14 protein-coding genes and 2 pseudogenes are annotated in these 20,627 nt (G+C 51.9%); 13 read left to right on the plus strand and 3 right to left on the minus strand.

All coding sequences use genetic code 11. The annotated features are described in order from the left end of the window. Positions 1-48: 48 nt before the first annotated feature. Together K6K13_RS05395 and loiP are read right to left on the minus strand one after the other, a co-directional pair. Positions 49-636, minus strand: a complete 588-nt coding sequence (locus tag K6K13_RS05395; protein WP_222159861.1) for a helix-turn-helix transcriptional regulator — start codon at positions 634-636, stop codon at positions 49-51. Between the two features lie 569 nt (positions 637-1,205). Continuing rightward, positions 1,206-1,958, minus strand: coding sequence for a metalloprotease LoiP (loiP, locus tag K6K13_RS05400; protein WP_222159862.1), 753 nt, complete (start codon positions 1,956-1,958; stop codon positions 1,206-1,208). A gap of 370 nt (positions 1,959-2,328) precedes the next feature. Here loiP and tkt point away from each other — a divergent pair, with 370 nt between their 5' ends. Then, positions 2,329-4,323 (plus strand): transketolase, encoded by a 1,995-nt coding sequence (gene tkt / locus K6K13_RS05405; protein WP_222159863.1) that lies wholly within the window; start codon positions 2,329-2,331, stop codon positions 4,321-4,323. Positions 4,324-4,382: 59 nt separating this feature from the next. Here the strand turns inward: tkt and K6K13_RS05410 are convergent, their stop codons facing one another. Further along, entirely contained in the window at positions 4,383-5,246 is an 864-nt protein-coding gene (locus K6K13_RS05410; RefSeq protein ID WP_222159864.1) for an IclR family transcriptional regulator, read from the minus strand. Between the two features lie 240 nt (positions 5,247-5,486). Between K6K13_RS05410 and K6K13_RS05415 the strand changes: the two genes are divergently transcribed. From K6K13_RS05415 to mscS, 12 genes and pseudogenes are all read left to right on the plus strand, one after another. Then, positions 5,487-6,779, plus strand: coding sequence for a Gfo/Idh/MocA family protein (locus K6K13_RS05415; protein ID WP_222159865.1), 1,293 nt, complete (start codon positions 5,487-5,489; stop codon positions 6,777-6,779). 465 nt (positions 6,780-7,244) lie between these two features. Next, positions 7,245-8,522, plus strand: coding sequence for an ABC transporter substrate-binding protein (locus K6K13_RS05420; protein ID WP_222160975.1), 1,278 nt, complete (start codon positions 7,245-7,247; stop codon positions 8,520-8,522). Positions 8,523-8,739: 217 nt separating this feature from the next. Further along, positions 8,740-9,502: pseudogene (locus K6K13_RS05425) on the plus strand (carbohydrate ABC transporter permease). Positions 9,503-9,524: 22 nt separating this feature from the next. Then, complete coding sequence (locus K6K13_RS05430; RefSeq protein WP_434064605.1) at positions 9,525-10,409, plus strand: carbohydrate ABC transporter permease; 885 nt, start codon at positions 9,525-9,527, stop codon at positions 10,407-10,409. Positions 10,410-10,422: 13 nt separating this feature from the next. After that, positions 10,423-11,553, plus strand: a complete 1,131-nt coding sequence (locus K6K13_RS05435; protein WP_222159867.1) for an ABC transporter ATP-binding protein — start codon at positions 10,423-10,425, stop codon at positions 11,551-11,553. Positions 11,554-11,666: 113 nt separating this feature from the next. Further along, positions 11,667-13,646 carry a YjhG/YagF family D-xylonate dehydratase gene (locus K6K13_RS05440; RefSeq protein WP_222159868.1) on the plus strand — a complete coding sequence of 660 codons (1,980 nt, stop codon included), beginning with the start codon at positions 11,667-11,669 and terminating at the stop codon, positions 13,644-13,646. A gap of 91 nt (positions 13,647-13,737) precedes the next feature. Further along, positions 13,738-14,650, plus strand: a pseudogene (locus K6K13_RS05445) (dihydrodipicolinate synthase family protein). A gap of 67 nt (positions 14,651-14,717) precedes the next feature. After that, complete coding sequence (locus K6K13_RS05450) at positions 14,718-15,812, plus strand: glycoside hydrolase family 88/105 protein (RefSeq protein WP_222159869.1); 1,095 nt, start codon at positions 14,718-14,720, stop codon at positions 15,810-15,812. 316 nt (positions 15,813-16,128) lie between these two features. Continuing rightward, the gene (gene epd / locus K6K13_RS05455; protein ID WP_222159870.1) at positions 16,129-17,145 is read left to right on the plus strand and encodes an erythrose-4-phosphate dehydrogenase; all 1,017 of its coding nucleotides are present in this window, start codon (positions 16,129-16,131) and stop codon (positions 17,143-17,145) included. 76 nt (positions 17,146-17,221) lie between these two features. Then, positions 17,222-18,385: a phosphoglycerate kinase gene (pgk, locus tag K6K13_RS05460; protein WP_222159871.1), complete on the plus strand. Its 1,164-nt coding sequence runs from the start codon at positions 17,222-17,224 to the stop codon at positions 18,383-18,385. Positions 18,386-18,521: 136 nt separating this feature from the next. Then, complete coding sequence (gene fbaA / locus K6K13_RS05465) at positions 18,522-19,598, plus strand: class II fructose-bisphosphate aldolase (protein WP_222159872.1); 1,077 nt, start codon at positions 18,522-18,524, stop codon at positions 19,596-19,598. 150 nt (positions 19,599-19,748) lie between these two features. Beyond that, positions 19,749-20,612 (plus strand): small-conductance mechanosensitive channel MscS, encoded by an 864-nt coding sequence (gene mscS, locus K6K13_RS05470; protein WP_222159873.1) that lies wholly within the window; start codon positions 19,749-19,751, stop codon positions 20,610-20,612. Positions 20,613-20,627 lie beyond the last annotated feature (15 nt).

Below are 20,627 nucleotides of genomic sequence, written 5' to 3' on the forward strand. Positions count from 1 at the left end.
GGAGGCGTTAGCCTCCTTTTTTATTTCGGTTTACGGCATCCGACGCGCTTAAGGCGCGTTTTCGCTGCTTTCACTCAGTTTAATGATTTTTCGCTTAAACAGGATGGTGGCAATCAGCAGCAGGGAGTTCTTGTCGTGCACGCCATATTTGTTTAACAGCCTGGCTTTGCTGTTCAGTACTGACTTTTTATTAATTCCCACCCGTTCCGCGATCACGTCTGGAGAATATCCCTCACTCCAGTAGCGAAATACCGCATGCTCGGATTTAGAGAGTCTCACTGGCTGAGCGGCACCACTCTCATGAATTTCTTTTACGTTCAACACGTTATAAAAGTAGCTAATGGGCGTTGATTTAGGAATAAGCACCGTTTTTTCATCAATGCAAACAGGTTCATGGTTTGAATTATTGATAATGATGAAAACGGAAACAATGTCATAAAAGTGACATTTTATCGATGCGTAGTATTCCTCGAAGCCTTCACTCGCGCCATCGATGATAAAAATGCATTTTTTTCTTCCTTGGGGTATCAATGTAAATCGGTTTGCGGACTTTACATGCAGCGTAGAGACACGTGAAAAAATTTCACGTAAGCCGACAAGCGTAAAGTTGCATTTGCTAAAAATTCTCATATCCATGGTGTTTTGACTTTATGAGTTTATTTAAAAAAAACATATCTCAAATATTGTTGTCAATATTGCGCTCGTCGGGTTAGTCATCCAAAAATCACTGTGAAATAATCTGAAATATTTATCTGTTTTACGGATCCACTATCTCAAAAATAGGACTAAAGAAAATAACCATCCTATCTCAATGATAAAATTGACAAATTTCTACAACTCTCGCGTGGCTATCATATCAAATTTAGGGAATTTTCCTATTAAAAAATATAATGTATTGAAAATACAGTGTGTTACGCTATTTAATTAATAGGTATTGGCGAAAAGATTAATTAGTATAATTGATTGAATTTTTATTATTAATTACTTTTGTTTATTTTAATAATGGTGGGGTATTGATGAAGGTCAACATCTGTTATTTCTTATGCCGTCAGAAGGGGCATCATCGTTATTATGAATTATCCCTATAGGTTAAATGGTCTTTCTGTTAAGGACAAAATAATAACGTAGGCGCAACAATCCCTTCAGCAGATAATTGCAGCGATGTACCGATGTGATACTTCGCTGCGGTGAGTGTATCGGTTAGGTTACTTGCCTGCGGCGATACGATCGCGAATATGTTGCGCGCGTTCTTCGGCGGCAGGGTGTGAATCAAACATACTGCTTTGTCGGCCCGCATCCAGTTTGGCCAATTTTTCAAAGCTGCTGGCTAACCCCTGCTGGTCGATGTTACGCCGTTTTAGCAAGTCGAAAGAGTAGTCGTCGGCCTGACGCTCTTGCGTTTGAGAAAACTGAGCATTCACCAACTGTTCTCCCATATCAGCCAACTGGGATTGTGATAACGAGGTTGCCATGCCGCCTGCCGAGGCGACGGCAGTGCGGGCCGCGCTGGTGGCATAGGCCACCTGCATCGCCTTACGGCTATGACCTAAGGCCACATGCCCCATTTCATGCCCCAGCACCCCTTCGACTTCATTGTCCGTCATGATATCCATCAATCCGCTGTAGACGCGAATGCAGCCATTGGCCATTGCCCAGGCATTCACGTCTTTAGTCAGGTACACCTTATAGTTAGCGGGAGTGCCATTGATGTCGTGCCCGAGCGCATCGGCGATGCTGTTCAGTCGTTTCGTATAGCTGCTATCGGCGGGGGCGATGTTGGCCTCTTTATCCATTTGTGCACAAGACTGTTCGCTGAGCGTTTTGACTTGCGCATCGCTCAGTGTTGCCGCCTGAAACGCCTGCACCCCAGATTGCATCAGCGTGTTGTTATCCAGATTTTGACAGCCGCTCAGCAGGCTGGTGATAGTCAGAGCTAACAGCGGTATTCTGATCCTCATACCCTTATTTTCCTCACTGGTTTCTAGACACATGCAGGTTCTGCTGACGGTAAGGCAGAAACGATGTTCTTTTTAATCGACCACTATGATGAAACTCGGTTTCAAAATAGAGGAAAGCGAATGGTCTTAATATCGGAAAACGGCGAATTCACTCGCACTTTCAGCAGGGTTTGTTGCATGTATGATAGTTAAAATCCTGTTTGGCGCAAAATAGCCATGAAATCCTGTTATTTCGCCAATGGTTCCATGTGCAATCGCCTGCATTTTCATGTACATTTATAGCCATCTCTCTTTGGTCTTCCTGGCTAACGTATTGATTGTTAAACGTATGTTTGGCAAGACATCTGTTCAATCCGATCTGGAGTAAAGCATGTCCTCTCGTAAAGAACTTGCCAACGCAATCCGTGCACTCAGCATGGATGGCGTGCAAAAAGCCAAATCCGGTCACCCGGGCGCACCCATGGGTATGGCAGATATCGCCGAAGTCCTGTGGCGCGATTACCTTAATCACAACCCGGCTAACCCGCACTGGGCCAACCGCGACCGTTTCGTTCTCTCCAACGGTCACGCTTCCATGCTCATCTACAGCCTACTGCACCTCACCGGCTACAACCTACCGATTGAAGCGCTCAAGAATTTCCGCCAACTGCATTCCAAAACCCCGGGGCACCCGGAGTACGGTTACACCGACGGCGTGGAAACCACCACCGGCCCACTCGGGCAGGGTATCGCCAACGCGGTCGGCATGGCCCTGGCGGAACGCACGCTGGCGGCGCAGTTCAACCGCCCGGGTCACGATATCGTTGACCACTTCACCTACGTGTTCATGGGTGATGGCTGCATGATGGAAGGCATCTCCCATGAGGTGTGCTCGCTGGCCGGTACCCTGAAGCTGGGCAAGCTGGTGGCGTTCTATGATGACAACGGCATCTCCATTGACGGTCACGTGGAAGGCTGGTTTATCGATGACACCGCAGCACGCTTTGAAGCGTACGGCTGGCACGTGGTGCGTGGGGTCGACGGCCATGACGCCGATGCCATCACCCGCGCTGTCGAGCAGGCGCGCGCGGTAACGGACAAACCGTCTCTGCTGATGTGCAAAACCGTGATTGGTTTTGGTTCACCGAACAAGGCCGGCACGCACGATTCCCACGGTGCGCCGCTGGGTGACGCTGAAGTGGCCGCTTCACGCGAACAGCTGGGCTGGAAATACCCGCCGTTTGAAATCCCTGCTGACATCTATGCCGCCTGGGATGCCAAGGCGGCTGGCGCACAGAAAGAAAGTGCCTGGCGCGAGACGTTTGCCGCCTATGCCAAGGCCTATCCGGAACTGGCTGCCGAATTCAAACGCCGCACCGTTGGCGACCTGCCGACCAACTGGCAGGCTGATGCTCAGAAATTCATTGAAGCGCTGCAAGCCAACCCGGCGAAAATTGCCAGCCGCAAAGCCTCGCAGAACGCGCTGGAAGCCTACGGCAAGCTGCTGCCGGAATTCCTCGGCGGCTCTGCCGACCTGGCACCGAGCAACCTGACCATCTGGTCCGGCTCGGTCTCGCTGGATAAAGACCCGGCAGGCAACTACATCCACTACGGGGTGCGCGAGTTCGGCATGACCGCCATCGCCAACGGTCTGGCGCTGTACGGCGGCTTCCTGCCGTATACCGCGACCTTCCTGATGTTTGTGGAATATGCCCGTAACGCGGTGCGTATGGCCGCACTGATGAAAATCCGCAGCATCTACGTCTATACCCATGACTCCATCGGTCTGGGTGAAGACGGCCCGACGCACCAGCCGGTAGAGCAAATGGCGAGCCTGCGCGTGACACCAAACATGAGCACCTGGCGTCCGGCGGATCAGGTAGAAACCGCGGTGGCCTGGAAATACGCCATCGAGCGCAAGGATGGCCCGACAGCGCTGATCCTGTCGCGTCAAAACCTGGCCCAACAGGCACGCACCGCGCAGCAACTGGCGGACGTGGCGAAAGGCGCTTACGTGCTGAAAGACAGCGACGGCCAGCCGGACCTGATCCTGATTGCTACCGGTTCAGAAGTGGAACTGGCGGTGGCGGCTTACGACGTGCTGAGCGCACAGGGCCACAAGGTACGTGTGGTTTCCATGCCGTCCACCGATGCGTTCGACAAGCAGGAAGCGGCCTACCGTGAAGCGGTGCTGCCGAAAGCGGTGAGCGCCCGCGTGGCGATCGAAGCGGGCATTGCTGACTACTGGTACAAGTATGTCGGCCTGAACGGGGCGATTGTGGGCATGACGAGCTTCGGCGAATCGGCTCCGGCGGAAAAACTGTTCGAGGTGTTTGGCTTTACGGTGGATAACGTGGTGGCAAAGGCCAGCGCGCTGCTGAAGTAAGTCTTCGGGTTTAATCGTATAAAACGGCGTCTGTTAGACGCCGTTTTTTTATGCCTGATTTACTTCCCCAACTGCCGGGAGATATGGGCAGCGGTGCGGCACAGTGGGTCGATAATCCATTCCAGCTTTGCCGGGTCGATATCCAGCACCGTGCCAACCGCACTGATGGCGGCAATGACCTGCCCACTGCTGTCGGTTATCGGCGCGGCAAGGCAGCGGATATTAACGATATCTTCTTCATTATCAAACGCCCATCCCTGCTGACGAACACCGATGAGATGCTGGCGATAGGCGTCTGGCGAGGTGAGCGTACTGGCTGTTTTCGTTTGCCAGCCGATATGGCTGAGCTTTTTTTCCAACGCCTGTTCCGGTAACCAGGCAAGCAGCACCTTGCCCAGCGAGGAGCTGTGCAGTGACAGGCGTTTTCCTACCCAGGTGTTGACCTGAATGCTGCTGTTGCCTTCAACCTTCAAAAGATAAACCGCTTCGCTCCCTTCCATCACGCCCAGATGGCACGTTAACTGAAGTTCCTGTGCCAAGGCCTTCAACGCGGGTAAGGCAAATTCTTCAATGCGTCGTTGATTTGCTGCGATGGTGCCCAGTTCAAACAGCTTCAGCCCCAGAATATATCCCCCCTGCACCGGTTGCTGCTGTAAGGCACCCAGTTGGCACAGCGTGGTGACCAGGTGGTGGCAACTGCTGCTGGGAAGTCCCAGGCGGTCTTTTATCGCTGTCAGGTTAAGCCCCGGTTCCTTGGCAATCAGATTGAGTATTGCAAACCCTTTGGTTAACGCCGGTGCGGTGGATTTTGTCGCGAGAGAAAGGGCATCGCTAGCGTCAACGGGTGCATGTGCTTCTGGGGTGTCAGCTGCATTTTTCTCAATGATTTGAGACGTGACGCAGGTTTCTGGCTTTTTTTTCATCTTGTGCACCTTATTGTTGGCCACTATACTGACTTTAAATTCCATATATAAAAAATGATTTCCATATGTGGAAAATATAGCGAGCGGATAGGATGCTGTCAACACATTAGATAGCGCTTGTTACACGCTGTCAGCCATTCGCTACAGAAAGTGATATCGGGATACCGTTTTTTTTAGATCCAAGGTGATGCTCAGCCAGGGTTCACACCAGTGAAAGCAGTTAATAACTACGGAGTCGTTATGAAAAAGTATGCCTTAGTGGGGACGGGGGGCCGCTCCGGTCTGTTCCTGACCGCAATAGCGCGTGATTACCGCCAGGAAGGTCGTCTGGTCGCCTTTTGCGACAGCAACCAAACGCGAATGGATTATGCCAACGCCATGATTGGCGAGTTTGAGCATCAGTCCGTGCCAACGTACAAGGCGGATGAATTCGATAAAATGATCGCGGAAACGCGTCCTGATTTCGTCATCGTCACTTCCATTGATCGTACGCACCATCACTATATTGTGCGCGCCATGGAACTGGGCTGTGATGTTATCAGTGAAAAACCCATGACCATTGATGAAGAGAAGTGTCAGGAAATTATCGATGCCGTCGCGCGCACCGGGCGTAGCCTGCGCGTTACCTTTAACTACCGTTATGCACCACACCACAGCAAGATTCGCGAGCTGATTGCCGCCAACATTATCGGTGAAGTGTATTCCGTGCATTTTGAATGGCTGCTGAACACCGAGCACGGCGCAGATTATTTCCGCCGTTGGCACCGCGACAAACGTAACAGCGGTGGTCTGTTAGTCCATAAATCCACACACCATTTCGATCTGGTCAATTTCTGGCTCAACTCTGAACCGGAAACCGTCTATGCACAGGGCGATTTGCGTTTCTACGGCAAAGCCAATGCGGAAGAGCGCGGCGTGACCGAGTTTTATAACCGCTCCCATGGTAGCGAGGCGGCGGCCAACGACCCCTTTGCCTTGCACATGAAAGACAGCAAGCAACTGACCTCGCTGTACCTCAACGCCGAGCATGAAGATGGTTATTACCGCGATAAGAGCGTGTTTGACGATGGCATTAATATCGAAGATACGCTTGGCGTGATCGTGCGCTACAAAAGCAAAGCCATCATGACCTACTCGCTGAATGCTTATCTGCCGTGGGAAGGGCTGAACGTGGTGTTTAACGGCAGCCGCGGTCGTATCGAGATGAAACTGGTCGAGAAATCCTACGTTAACGGCGGCGGCAAAAAATCAGACGAAGGCGCACTGCGCGGCTGTGAAATCAAAGTGTTCCCGATGTTTGACGAGCCGTATGTCGTCCCCGTGGTGCAAGGCGTTGGCGGGCACGGCGGCGGTGATGATGTGATGCTGCGCCATCTGTTTGGTATCTCGGAACCCGATCCGCTAAACCGTGCTGCGGATTATCAGGATGGCGCACTTTCCATTCTGACTGGTATCGCGGCCAACCGCTCTTTACGTACTGAATTACCTGTGCGGATTAAGGATCTGGCGGTAAAACTGCCACCGCGTAAATAGGTGGTTATTTAACATGATGGCCCTCTATCCCCGTCATACTTCAAGTTGCAGGTGCGTTGGCTGTGTTTATTCACCCGAATCACTTACTTGAGTAAGCTCATCGGGATTCATTCGCTTGCCGCCTTCCCGCGACTGGAATTATTTAGGGTATAACCAGAGGGTCAATCTTACACTGGGGGATATATCGGAGGAAATGGATAGCCAATTATACCCTAAATAATTCGAGTTGCATGCGCGTTGGCTGCACTCGCTTACCCGAATCACTTACTTATGTAAGCTCATCGGGATTCGCTCCCTTGCCGCCTTCCTGCAACTCGAATTATTTAGGGTATAGCGATTTTAAGAACAGATCTTTATCCGCACCCTACACGCAGTGAGTCCTAATACGTCTTCATCATATGACTCTGCGGATAAATGCCTGACATTGCCAATACGTATCAATGATGGAGAATGATATAAATGAAAATGAAAAAGCTCCTGCGTTATTCCGCTTTATTGATGATGTTGTCGCCAGCGCTGAGCCACGCTGACACTGAAATGCGTTTTTCATGGTGGGGAGGGAACCAACGCCATGAAGCGACACGCGCCACCATCGATCAGTATAAAGTGCAACATCCAACCGTTACGATAAAAGCAGAGCCAAGCGGGTGGGATGGCTATCTTTCCCGCGTCAGTACTCAGCTCGCGGGTTCAACAGAACCTGATGTGATGCAGATTAACTGGAACTGGTTAGAGCTTTTTTCCAAAAATGGTGAAGGGTTTTACGATCTGAATAAATTGTCTCAGTACATAGACCTGAGCCAGTTTACCGATCAGGGCAAAAACCTGGTAACACGCGGTGGAAAACTGAACGGTATTCCTATCGCGCTAACTGCTCGTTTAATGTATTACAACGCCAACGTCTGGCAGCAGGCAGGGTTGGAATATCCGCAAACCTGGGATGATATCCTGAAAGCTGGTCCGGTATTTAAAAGCAAACTGGGGGATGAATACTATCCGTTCTTCCTCGGCGCGGTGGATACCTCGATTCTGACCTTCCTCAATTCGTACATGGTGCAGAAATACAACATCGCCATGATCGATGAAGAGAAAAAACAGTTTAATTACACCCCGGAACAGTGGCTGGAATTCTTTGGCTTGTATAAAAAGCTGGTGGATAACCACGTTATTCCTTCCATGAAGTATTTCACCGCCTTTGGTAAAGCCAACGCCTGGGAGATTCGCCCGTGGCTGGAAGGCAAACTGGGTGGCACCTACATCTGGACCACTGAAGGCACTTACGCTGACAGCCTTAAGGCGCCGTCACAGCTGGTGCTGGGACCGTACCCGATGCTGCCTGGGGCGAAAGATTCCGGTTTGTTCTTTAAACCTTCACAGATTTTTTCTATCGGGAATAACACCAAAAACCCAGAAGAAGCGGCCAAGTTCATTAACTACATGCTTAACGATCCTGCTGGCATCAAAACCATGGGTCTGCAACGCGGTATTCCGCTGAGCAAAATCGCTGTCGCGACGTTGGAAAAAGAGGGCATCTTGAAAAGCGGTGATATTCAGGCGCAGTCGTTGGAGCAAGTGAATAAGCTGTCTGGTGATGTAAAAGTTTCCTCTTATTTTGAGAACCAAAAACTGCTGTCGGTATTCCTGGATTATCTCCAGCAATATGATTACGGAAAACTGTCTATCGAAGACGTTGCGACCGGTTTCCCGAAAGCAGGTGAACGTGTACTGAAAAGAATCATCTGATGGTATTTGATAAAATCTGACAGAAAACACTGATTTTCTGCAAAAAAATAATGCCGGGCGTAGGCAGTACCTTCACCCGACGACAAGAGTACTTTTTTAATTTGTTACGCACGTTCCCGCTGATATGAGTCAATCAGCGGGGATATTCAACACCAGGGCTTTTATTTGTAACAGGGTAAATAACATTACTCTGTTACATCTCAACAGGTAAGTACCCATGAATGAAAACAAGCTATTGGGTCTGGCCTATGTCTCACCCTATATTATAGGGCTGTTGATATTTACGGCATTCCCCTTTGTCTCATCGTTTGTACTGAGTTTTACTGAATATGATTTAATGAATCCGCCCGTATTTAACGGGGTGGAAAACTACCGTTATATGCTGACAGAGGACGCCTTGTTCTGGAAATCCATGGGCGTAACCTTTGCCTATGTTTTTCTGACCATTCCGTTAAAACTGGCGTTTGCATTAGGCATTGCGTTCGTTCTTAACTTCAAGCTGCGCGGCATCGGTTTTTTCCGTACCGCCTATTATATTCCGTCAATTCTCGGCAGTAGCGTGGCGATTGCCGTGCTGTGGCGCGCCCTGTTTGCCATTGATGGACTGCTGAACAGTTTCCTTGGCATTCTCGGCATTGAAGCGGTGAACTGGCTGGGTGAACCGTCGCTGGCGCTGATGTCAGTGACCCTATTGCGCGTCTGGCAGTTTGGTTCCGCGATGGTGATCTTCCTGGCCGCATTGCGAAACGTGCCGCAATCGCAGTACGAAGCGGCGATGATTGACGGTGCCACCAAATGGCAGATGTTCATCAAAGTGACCGTGCCGCTGATTACGCCGGTGATCTTCTTTAACTTTATTATGCAGACCACCCAGGCGTTTCAGGAGTTTACCGCGCCCTATGTGATAACCGGCGGTGGCGTTTAAATCATCGAAATACTGGGTGTTCTACTCTGCTGATAAAGGGGGCAAAAATGGCTGATTTACCTCAAAGCCACGCGGGTATGTCGTCCGCTGAAGCGATTGCCGCGGCAGAAGTGCGCCGGACGTTACGCCGTGAAAAATTCAATGCCAGCATCCGCTACACCATCCTGCTGATTGTCGGTCTGTTGATGCTCTATCCGCTGGTGTGGATGTTCTCGGCCTCCTTTAAGCCGAACCACGAGATCTTTACCACGCTGGGGCTGTTGCCGGAGAATCCCACCAGTGACGGCTTTGTGCGTGGGTGGAAAACCGGTACTGAATATAATTTTGGTCATTACATGCTGAATACCTTCAAGTATGTGATCCCGAAAGTCATACTGACCATTATTTCCTCCACTATCGTGGCCTACGGTTTTGCCCGTTTTGAAATTCCGTGGAAGAACTTCTGGTTTGCCACGCTGATCACCACCATGTTGCTGCCCAGCACCGTGTTGTTGATTCCGCAATACATCATGTTCCGTGAAATGGGCATGCTGAACAGCTACATGCCGCTCTATATTCCGCTGGCCTTTGCCACGCAGGGTTTCTTTGTCTTCATGCTGATCCAGTTCCTGCGCGGTGTACCGCGTGATATGGAAGAGGCCGCCCAGATCGATGGTTGTAACTCCTTCCAGGTGCTGTGGTATGTAGTCGTCCCGATCCTCAAACCGGCCATTATTTCTGTGGCGTTGTTCCAGTTCATGTGGTCCATGAACGACTTTATCGGTCCGCTGATCTACGTCTATAGCGTGGATAAGTACCCGATTGCACTGGCGCTGAAAATGTCCATCGACGTGACGGAAGGCGCGCCGTGGAATGAAATTCTGGCGATGGCGAGTATCTCTATTCTGCCGTCCATCATTATTTTCTTCTTTGCTCAACGCTACTTCGTACAGGGCGTCACCAGCAGCGGAATTAAAGGTTAATTGAGGATTTATCATGGCTGAAGTTACGTTTAATAAACTGGAGAAAGTGTACTCCAACGGTTTCAAAGCGGTGCATGGCATCGACCTGACCATCAAAGACGGTGAGTTCATGGTGATTGTCGGGCCCTCGGGTTGTGCAAAATCAACGACCCTGCGCATGTTGGCGGGGTTGGAAACCATCAGCGGCGGTGAAGTACGTATCGGCGAACGCATCGTGAATAATCTGGTGCCGAAAGATCGCGGTATTGCGATGGTGTTCCAGAACTATGCGCTCTATCCCCATATGACGGTGCGTGAGAATCTGGCGTTCGGCCTGAAGTTGGCAAAATTGTCGAAAGAGAAGATCGACGAACAGGTTAACGAAGCGGCTAAAATTCTGGAACTGGAAGAGCTGATGGATCGTCTGCCGCGCCAGTTGTCCGGTGGTCAGGCGCAGCGCGTCGCCGTCGGTCGCGCTATTGTCAAAAAGCCGGATGTGTTCCTGTTTGATGAACCGTTATCCAACCTGGACGCCAAGCTGCGTGCCTCGATGCGTATCCGCATTTCTGACCTGCACAAGCAGTTAAAGAAAAGCGGTAAACCCGCGACCAGCGTCTACGTCACCCACGACCAGACCGAAGCGATGACCATGGGCGACCGTATCTGCGTGATGAAACTGGGCCATATCATGCAGGTGGATACGCCAGACAACCTGTATCACTACCCGAAGAACATGTTCGTGGCGGGGTTTATCGGTGCGCCGGAGATGAACATCAAACCGAGCAAACTGGTGGAGCGGGACGGGCAGGTGGCATTGGTGGTGGGAAATTCCACGCTGGCACTCAATGCTTCGCAGCAGGACAAGGTCAAAGCCTACCTCGGTCAGGACGTGTTTTTTGGCGTGCGCCCGGAATATGTCAGCGTCTCATTAACCCCGTTTGCGGAAAGCCATTCTCAGGGAGAATTGATTCGCGTGGAAAACATGGGCCACGAATTCTTTATGTATCTGAAGGTGGATAATTTCGAATTGACCTGCCGTATGACTTCCGAACAGGCCAGAGTGATTATCGCCAGCGCGATGCATAAAACGGTCTATTTCCAGTTTGACATGGATAAGTGCCATATCTTTGACGCGAAAACGGAACGAAATATTTCGCTGGCGTAGATAACGTGCACCAAGTGCCGATGGCTTAACAGCCAAATAATGCCATCAGCAGGATAATAGATTTTCGGTTGTATTTTTGGGTAAGGCATACGGGCCATTAAGGAGTTCCCATCATGTCGCTTAACGTTATCTTTAATAGCGCAGATCCCGGCATCTACAATATCAAAACACACGCGGAAGGCCCGGCTGGGGCGCTGCCGTTAACGCCAGAAATGCTGGTGGATTCACCCAGCGGCAATATTTTTGGTTTAACGCTGAATGCGGGAATGGGGTGGGACCCAAACCGCCTGCTCGGCACCGAAGTGCTAATCCTCGGTACGCAAGGGGGGATTCGCGCAGAGGATGGTCGTCCGATTGCGTTGGGATATCATACCGGGCACTGGGAAATCGGCTTGCAGATGCGCGCCGCCGCTGAAACCATCGCGAAAGAGAATGGCGTGCCGTTTGCCGCTTATGTCAGCGATCCCTGCGATGGCCGTTCGCAGGGGACAACCGGCATGTTTGACTCCTTGCCCTATCGCAATGACGCCGCCATGGTGTTTCGGCGGTTGATTCGCTCCTTGCCGACCCGCAAAGCGGTGATTGGCGTGGCAACCTGTGACAAAGGCTTGCCCGCGATGATGATTGCGCTGGCGGCAACGCATCATTTACCGACGATTATCGTGCCCGGCGGCGCAACGTTGCCGCCGACGCACGGTGAGGATGCCGGAAAAATTCAGACGATTGGTGCTCGCTTTGCCAACCAGGAACTGAGCCTGAAAGAGGCTGCCGAACTGGGGTGTCGGGCTTGTGCCTCTCCGGGGGGCGGCTGTCAGTTCCTCGGTACTGCCGGCACCTCACAGGTGGTGGCCGAAGGGTTAGGGATGGCGTTGCCCCATTCGGCATTGGCACCCTCGGGGCAGGAAGTGTGGCTGGACATCGCCAGACAGTCTGCCCGTGCGGCACTGCTGATGCAGCTCAAGGGATTGACTACCAAAGATATTATCACCGACAAAGCCATTGAAAATGCGATGACGGTACATGCTGCGTTTGGCGGTTCAACCAACCTGTTACTGCATATCCCTGCGATCGCCTATGCGGCGGGCTGTAAAGCGCCGACCGTTGAGCAGTGGATGGCCATCAACCGTAAAGTGCCGCGCTTGGTTAGCGTATTGCCGAATGGACCTGACTACCATCCTACTGTCCGGGCCTTTATGGCCGGTGGTGTACCGGAAGTGATGTTGCATCTGCGCAAACTCGGGTTGCTGCATGAAGATGTGCTCACGGTGACGGGCGAAACGCTGGGCGACAATCTCGATGTATGGGAGCGCTCGGAGCGTCGACGCCGTTTCCGCGAATTGCTGGTGGCGTGTGACGGTGTTCAGCCTGATGAAGTGATCATGAGCCCTGAGCAGGCCAAGGCGCGCAGTTTGACCTCCACCATTACCTTTCCCTCCGGCAACATTGCACCGGAAGGGTCCGTGATTAAATCGACGGCGATCGATGCCTCGGTGGTGGATGAACAAGGCATTTATCGCCACACCGGCAAGGCCAAGGTGTTCACCTCGGAAAAAGCGGGGATTCGTGCCATCAAACACGGAGAGATTCAGGCGGGTGACATGATGGTAGTGATGGGCGGTGGGCCGTCGGGCACCGGAATGGAAGAGACTTACCAGCTCACGTCAGCGCTGAAACACCTCTCCTATGGCAAGTTCGTTTCACTACTGACCGATGCGCGTTTCTCTGGCGTATCCACCGGTGCCTGTATTGGTCATATTGGGCCGGAGGCCTTGGCGGGTGGGCCGATCGGCAAGCTGCGCGATGGCGACATTATCGAAATGATCATTGACCGTAATCAACTGGTTGGCTCCATCAACTTTATTGGTACAGAAGGGCACCCGTTGTCTCCCGAAGAGGGGGCTGTCGAGCTGGCGAACCGCCCGCTACATCCTGAATTACGGGCGCACCCCGATTTGCCCGACGATACGCGCTTATGGGCGGCTTTGCAGGCGGTCAGTGGCGGAACGTGGGCAGGTTGTATTTATGATACCGACAAGATCCTTGACGTTATCAATGCCGGTTTGAAAGCGTTAAAAGAGAATAACAGCAATTAATTTTTAGTTTTAATTCGGGCGGCCCACTGCGCGCCCACCCTCATTATAGCAACGATATTTATTTTCCACATACGGAAAAAGGTGGTGACTTATGTTTAAAACACTTGCGGGTGTTATTCCTCCGGTTCCAACGATTCTTGATGCGCAAGGTCAATTTGATCCGGAAGGCATGGGAATATTAATTGAAAGATTAATCGACTCTGCCGTAAACGGTTTTTTATTTTTGGGGAGTGCGGGGGAGTTTGCCAATTTTTCGCAGGAGCAACGCAAGGCCATTGCTGAATTTTGCGTCGCAAAAGTCAATGGGCGAAAACCGGTTATTATCGGGACTGCATCCTGTTCCACGAAGGAAGCCATTGCATTAACGCAACACGCATCAGATATTGGTGCGGATGCGGTGATGATTGTGAATCCCTATTATGCGCTGATGTCCGATGAACGCCTTTATAATCACTACAAGTCTATTGCTGATGCGGTGGCTATTCCGCAGTTATTATATAACTTCCCGGCATTAACTGGACAAAACCTGTCTGTGGAATTGATTGGTCGTCTGGCAGATAACTGCGCCAATATTGTGGGCATCAAAGATACCGTTGATTGCATGAGCCATATTCGCCAGGTGATCACGGAAGTGAAAGACCGCCATCCTAATTTTCTGGTGTTCTGCGGCTTTGATGAATACGCCCTGGATACGCTGCTGCTCGGTGGCGATGGTGTGATCCCTGCCACCTCCAACTTTGCGCCGGAAATCACCTGTGGCATCTATCAGGCCTTTTTGGATAAGGACATGGTTGCGGTGCAAGCGCTGCTACGCCGTCTGGCCGTGTTATCGAAGATCTATACCCTGGAAGTGCCGTTTACCGGTCTGATAGAAAGAAGCGATTCGCCTCACCGGTTCGTCAATTTCTGCCGCCGTGTCCGCTCCCGCGACGCCGCCCAGCGCGGAAATGAAACAGCACTTAATCGCTCTGCTGCGTGAGGCGAATGTCGCCATTGGGGAATAACCTCCCCACGTTACAGAGATGTTGCTGCTAAGCGCGTCTCTGTAACCCAACCTTCAGGAAGAAACTCATGCTGGATAAATCAGTCATTACCGCAAAACTCGCCGCGTTATATGAGGAGATCATTGCCATTCGTGAGGATGATGCTTATCTCAAATCCATCGGTGCCTACGGTTCAGATATGTCTATCGAACTGTGGGACTGGTCGCAAGGCGTCGGGTTGTATGGCATATGGCGCTTGTACGAAGCGACTGGGGATCAGACTTATGTCGACTACCTGAGCGCCTGGTTTGAACGCCATCAGGCAGAGGCGGCAGTGAAGAATGTCAACCACGTCGCGCCGATGCTGACGCTGGTGTCGCTGTTGGAGCAGCAGGAACATGCACCCTGGCGCGCGCTGGTGAATGAATACGGTGAGTGGATAGCGCAGGACCTGCTGCGTACCGAAATGGGCGGGTTCGCCCATACCACGGCTACGCGCAATAATGAGGGACAACTGTGGGTCGATACGCTGTTTATGAGCGGCCTGTTCCACGTCAAGGCCGGACAACTGCTCAACAAGCCGGCTTATTGCGAAGACGTCATCTATCAGTTCTTGCTGCATACGCAATTTTTAAGTGACCCCATCAGCGGCCTGTGGCGGCACGGCTGGCATTTCACAGAAAAACACCATTTTGCCGGTGCGCTGTGGGGGCGGGGCAATGGCTGGGCGGCGATAACGGCGGTTGAACTGCTGGAATTGACGCGAGCAAGCCACTCTGCGTCGTCGCGTTTTATCGAACAGAACTTCTTGCGCCAGAGCGAAGCATTGTTGAGCGCTCAGGCGGAAAACGGCATGTGGCACACGCTGCTCAACGATCCGCACAGCTATCAGGAGTCGTCAGCCACAGCGGCGATGGCCTACGCCTTTCTGAAGGGGTATCGGCTCGGCATTCTCGATAGCCGCTTTGCCGATGCTGGTGTTAACGCCATTGCCGCACTGCTGGCGCGCATCGATCAACAGGGGCAACTGGCAGAAGTCTCTTCCGGTACTCCGGTGTTTATGACATTGCCAGAATATACCGACGTGCCGATTCGCCAGCGCTCCTATGGGCAATCATTGGCGATGCTGGCACTGGCAGAAATGTTGCGCCACCCTCATCTCTTGGATACTAAGCCCGTCTGATACGCCGGTTTGCATGGCAAGACGCCGTTTCTTGCCATGCCGATACCGCCTTTTCTTTGAACTGCGTCACTGTTCTGCAAGCGCCAGGGGCGATATATTTCTTTTGATGAAAATTTGCATTATGCTAGCTGAAGCGTTTCAGTTGGCGTAATTAGGGCGATTGATCCCGAACAGCGGCGAATTATCCCGCAGGTGGATCGTCAAGGGCAGGGGCGTTGCCCGAGAATAGTGTTACTAAACAGTTTATTCCGCTGTTGGTACTGATTATTCTATACAGCTTACCTATTCGAGTGTTCAGCTTGATACAGAGAATGCGATGACAATTCGTATTGCGATAAACGGTTTTGGTCGTATTGGCCGCAGTGTGTTACGGGCGCTGTACGAATCCGGACGCCGGGCCGATATTAGCGTGGTGGCGATCAATGAGCTGGCGAGCGCAGAAGGTATGGCGCACCTGCTTAAATATGACACCAGCCATGGACGCTTTGCCTGGGATGTACGCCAGGAGTGTGACCAGCTCTATGTGGGTGATGACGCCATCCTGCTATTGCATCAGCGTGAGATTGAGGGACTGCCCTGGCGAGAACTCGGCGTTGATGTGGTGCTCGATTGCAGCGGCGTCTATGGCAGTCGTGCGCACGGCGAAGCGCATCTGGCCGCCGGTGCCAAGAAGGTGCTGTTTTCTCACCCCGGCGCCAACGATATTGATGCCACCGTGGTGTTTGGCGTCAATCACACAATGTTGAAGCCAGAACACCACATTGTGTCTAACGCCTCCTGTACCACCAACTGCATTATCCCCATTATTAAATTGCTGGATGAATCGTTCGGTATTGAAAGCGGCACGGTCACCACCATCCACTCTTCAATGAACGATCAGCCCGTGATCGACGCATACCATAGCGATTTGCGCCGTACCCGCGCGGCCAGCCAGTCCATCATTCCTGTGGATACCAAACTGTCGGCAGGCATTACGCGTATCTTCCCGCAGTTTACTGACCGTTTTGAGGCGATTTCGGTACGCGTACCGACCATCAATGTCACTGCCATTGATTTGAGCGTGACGGTAAGACAAGCCGTAAATGTTAATGAAATCAATGCTATTTTTCAAAAATCAGCGCATGGGGCATTTCGTGGTATAGTTGACTATACGGAATTACCATTAGTTTCCGCTGATTTTAATCACGATCCGCACAGTGCCATTGTCGACGGTACGCAGACGCGGGTCAGTGGATCGCACCTGATAAAAACGCTGGTCTGGTGCGACAACGAATGGGGTTTCGCCAATCGCATGCTGGATACGACACGCGCGATGGTGGTCTGCGGTTTTTAGTTATATGTAATTGAATTGTCAGGGATTTTAATCTCGATCACACAACTTTATAAGAGAATCAACAAGAGGATTCACCATGTCTGTAATTAAGATGACCGATCTGGATCTGGCGGGTAAACGCGTACTGATTCGTGCGGATCTGAACGTGCCGGTTAAAGAAGGTAAAGTGACGTCTGATGCACGTATCCGTGCGTCGTTGCCGACCATTGAAAACGCCCTGAAACAAGGTGCGCGTGTCATGGTGACTTCCCACCTGGGACGCCCGACCGAAGGGGAATATAACGAAGAATTCTCCCTGCTGCCGGTTGTTAACTATCTGAAAGATAAAATTTCTTCTCCGGTTCGTCTGGCGAAGGATTATCTGGATGGCGTTGATGTTGCCGAAGGTGAGTTGGTGGTTCTGGAAAACGTTCGCTTCAACAAAGGCGAGAAGAAAGACGACGAAGAGCTGTCGAAGAAATACGCGGCGTTGTGCGACGTGTTCGTGATGGATGCCTTTGGTACGGCACACCGTGCGCAGGCTTCTACCCACGGTGTGGGCAAGTTTGCTGATATCGCCTGTGCAGGCCCGCTGCTGGCAGACGAACTGGAAGCGCTGGGTAAAGCGCTGGGTAACCCGGCGCGCCCGATGGTGGCAATCGTCGGCGGTTCTAAAGTGTCTACCAAACTGACCGTGCTGGGCTCATTGTCCAAAATCGCTGACCAACTGATCGTGGGCGGCGGCATCGCCAACACCTTCGTGGCAGCACAAGGTCACAACGTGGGCAAATCGCTGTACGAAGCGGATCTGATCCCTGAAGCGAAAAAACTGCTGGAAACCTGCGATATGCCGGTTCCGAGCGACGTGCGTGTAGCAACGGAATTCTCCGAAACCGCCACCGCAACCTTGAAGTCTGTTACTGCCATCAAAGATGATGAACAGATTCTGGACCTGGGTGATGTGTCCGCTGAGCGTCTGGCTGATATTCTGAAGAATGCCAAGACTATCCTGTGGAACGGCCCGGTTGGCGTGTTCGAATTCCCGAACTTCCGCAAAGGGACTGAAATCATCGCTCAGGCGATTGCAGACAGCGACGCGTTCTCTATCGCCGGTGGTGGCGATACGCTGGCCGCGATTGACCTGTTCGGTATTGCAGACAAGATTTCTTATATTTCTACCGGCGGCGGTGCCTTCCTGGAGTTCGTGGAAGGGAAAAAACTGCCTGCGGTAGTCATGCTGGAAGAGCGTGCTAAGCAGTAATGCCGCTTTGCCGGGGGTGTCACCCGGCAACCCGTTGCCCCCTCCTCGAGGGGGCAACGGTGGGTTCGGACGCTGTGCGTCCGGCCCGTAGTCAATTATCTCAACCCTCCACGGCCAACGAGACGGGACACGTAACATGTCTAAAATTTTTGATTTCGTAAAACCTGGTGTCATCACTGGCGATGACGTTCAGAAAGTTTTCGCAGTAGCAAAGGAAAATGGCTTTGCTCTGCCCGCAGTCAACTGCGTCGGTACTGACTCCGTCAATGCGGTGCTGGAAGCGGCAGCGAAAGTTCGCGCACCGGTTATCGTTCAGTTCTCTAACGGGGGGGCTGTATTTACCGCAGGTAAAGGCCTGAAAGCGGAAGGTCAGAAAGCCGCTATCCTCGGTGCCATCTCTGGCGCACAACACGTTCACCTGATGGCTGAACACTACGGCATTCCTGTTATCCTGCACACTGACCACTGCGCGAAGAAACTGCTGCCCTGGTTGGATGGCCTGCTGGAAGCCGGTGAAAAACACTTTGCTGCAACCGGCAAACCGCTGTTCTCCTCCCACATGATTGACCTGTCGGAAGAGTCTCTGGAAGAAAACATCGAGATTTGCAGCGAATACCTCAAGCGCATGGCAAAAATCAACATGACGCTGGAAATCGAACTGGGTTGCACCGGCGGTGAAGAAGATGGCGTGGACAATAGCCACCTTGATAACTCCGCACTCTACACCCAGCCGGAAGATGTGGCTTACGCCTACGAAAAACTGCACGCCATCAGTCCGCGTTTCACTATCGCGGCATCGTTCGGTAACGTGCATGGCGTATACAAACCGGGTAATGTGCAACTGACGCCGAAAATCCTGCACAACTCGCAGGAATATGTCTCCAAGAAATTCAACCTGCCGCACAACAGCCTGGACTTCGTATTCCACGGCGGTTCCGGCTCTACGGCAGAAGAGATCGCCGAAGCGGTGAGCTACGGTGTGATCAAAATGAACATCGACACCGATACCCAATGGGCAACCTGGGAAGGCGTGCTGGCGTATTACAAAAAGAACGAAGGCTACCTGCAAGGGCAGTTGGGCAACCCGGAAGGCGCAGACAAACCGAACAAGAAGTACTACGATCCGCGCGTTTGGCTGCGTGCTGGCCAGGCAACCATGGTGGCTCGTTTAGAAAAAGCGTTTAAAGAACTGAACGCGATCGACGTACTGTAATCTATATTAATAAGTGCATTGATAGACAATGCATGAAAATAAGATGCTCCTTTTATCAGGAGCCTTATTTTTTTCTGGCCTGCTTTGTGGCTATTTTGGGTGTGAACCATCCCTTTCAAAGGGTGAAATGCAAAAAAGGGGAGAGTGCAAATGGAAGAACTGGATGTAACCGAAAGCCTGAGCCGTATGGGGCAATGGGTGGTCAATAACGAGGCCTTGCTGATTCAGTATGCGGTGAACGTGGTAGCCGCCATTATCATTTTGCTCATCGGCCTGTTGGTCGCGCGTGTGGTCTCTAAGGGCATCAGCAGAGTGATGGTGGCGCGGGGCATTGATACCACCGTGGCGGATTTCCTCGCGGCACTGGTACGTTATGGCATTATTGCCTTTACGCTGATTGCAGTATTGAGCCGCATTGGCGTGCAAACCGCCTCGGTGATCGCGGTGCTGGGCGCCGCGGGCTTGGCGGTGGGTTTGGCGCTGCAAGGCTCGCTGTCAAACTTCGCTGCGGGGGTGCTGTTGGTGATGTTCCGCCCGTTCCGTACCGGTGAATTTGTCGATCTGGGCGGGGTTTCTGGCACGGTGACACAGGTGCAGATCTTCTCCACCACGATGCGCACGCCAGATGGCAAAATCATCGTCGTTCCCAACGGGAAAATCATTGCTGGCAATATCATTAACAGCAGCCGTGAGCCAGACAGGCGCACCGAAATTATCGTTGGCGTGGCCTATGATGCTGATATTGACCAGGTAAAAACGGTGTTGGGGAATATCGTCGCGGCAGATAAGCGCATTCAGCATGATCGTGGCGTCACCATTCGTTTGAATGAAATGGCGGCATCGACACTGAATTTTGTCGTGTGGGTCTGGACGACTAACGGCGATGCCATGGCGGTGAAATGGGATCTGTTAGAAAGTTTTAAACGGGCGCTGGATGAGCACCAGATCGGCATACCCTATCCGCAAATGGATGTGCATTTGCATCAAACCTCGTCAACATCAACGAATACGTAATTTTCGTTAGTCCTT

This window comes from Symbiopectobacterium purcellii, assembly GCF_019797845.1.
Classification (GTDB): domain Bacteria; phylum Pseudomonadota; class Gammaproteobacteria; order Enterobacterales; family Enterobacteriaceae; genus Symbiopectobacterium; species Symbiopectobacterium purcellii.

What these genes read in the sequence shown, in the direction of transcription:
- K6K13_RS05395 (WP_222159861.1), bottom strand. Translation starts at nt 636, where the DNA reads ATGGATATGAGAATTTTTAGCAAATGCAACTTTACGCTTGTCGGCTTA.
- loiP (WP_222159862.1), bottom strand. Translation starts at nt 1,958, where the DNA reads ATGAGGATCAGAATACCGCTGTTAGCTCTGACTATCACCAGCCTGCTG.
- tkt (WP_222159863.1), top strand. Translation starts at nt 2,329, where the DNA reads ATGTCCTCTCGTAAAGAACTTGCCAACGCAATCCGTGCACTCAGCATG.
- K6K13_RS05410 (WP_222159864.1), bottom strand. Translation starts at nt 5,246, where the DNA reads ATGAAAAAAAAGCCAGAAACCTGCGTCACGTCTCAAATCATTGAGAAA.
- K6K13_RS05415 (WP_222159865.1), top strand. Translation starts at nt 5,487, where the DNA reads ATGAAAAAGTATGCCTTAGTGGGGACGGGGGGCCGCTCCGGTCTGTTC.
- K6K13_RS05420 (WP_222160975.1), top strand. Translation starts at nt 7,245, where the DNA reads ATGAAAAAGCTCCTGCGTTATTCCGCTTTATTGATGATGTTGTCGCCA.
- K6K13_RS05430 (WP_434064605.1), top strand. Translation starts at nt 9,525, where the DNA reads ATGTCGTCCGCTGAAGCGATTGCCGCGGCAGAAGTGCGCCGGACGTTA.
- K6K13_RS05435 (WP_222159867.1), top strand. Translation starts at nt 10,423, where the DNA reads ATGGCTGAAGTTACGTTTAATAAACTGGAGAAAGTGTACTCCAACGGT.
- K6K13_RS05440 (WP_222159868.1), top strand. Translation starts at nt 11,667, where the DNA reads ATGTCGCTTAACGTTATCTTTAATAGCGCAGATCCCGGCATCTACAAT.
- K6K13_RS05450 (WP_222159869.1), top strand. Translation starts at nt 14,718, where the DNA reads ATGCTGGATAAATCAGTCATTACCGCAAAACTCGCCGCGTTATATGAG.
- epd (WP_222159870.1), top strand. Translation starts at nt 16,129, where the DNA reads ATGACAATTCGTATTGCGATAAACGGTTTTGGTCGTATTGGCCGCAGT.
- pgk (WP_222159871.1), top strand. Translation starts at nt 17,222, where the DNA reads ATGTCTGTAATTAAGATGACCGATCTGGATCTGGCGGGTAAACGCGTA.
- fbaA (WP_222159872.1), top strand. Translation starts at nt 18,522, where the DNA reads ATGTCTAAAATTTTTGATTTCGTAAAACCTGGTGTCATCACTGGCGAT.
- mscS (WP_222159873.1), top strand. Translation starts at nt 19,749, where the DNA reads ATGGAAGAACTGGATGTAACCGAAAGCCTGAGCCGTATGGGGCAATGG.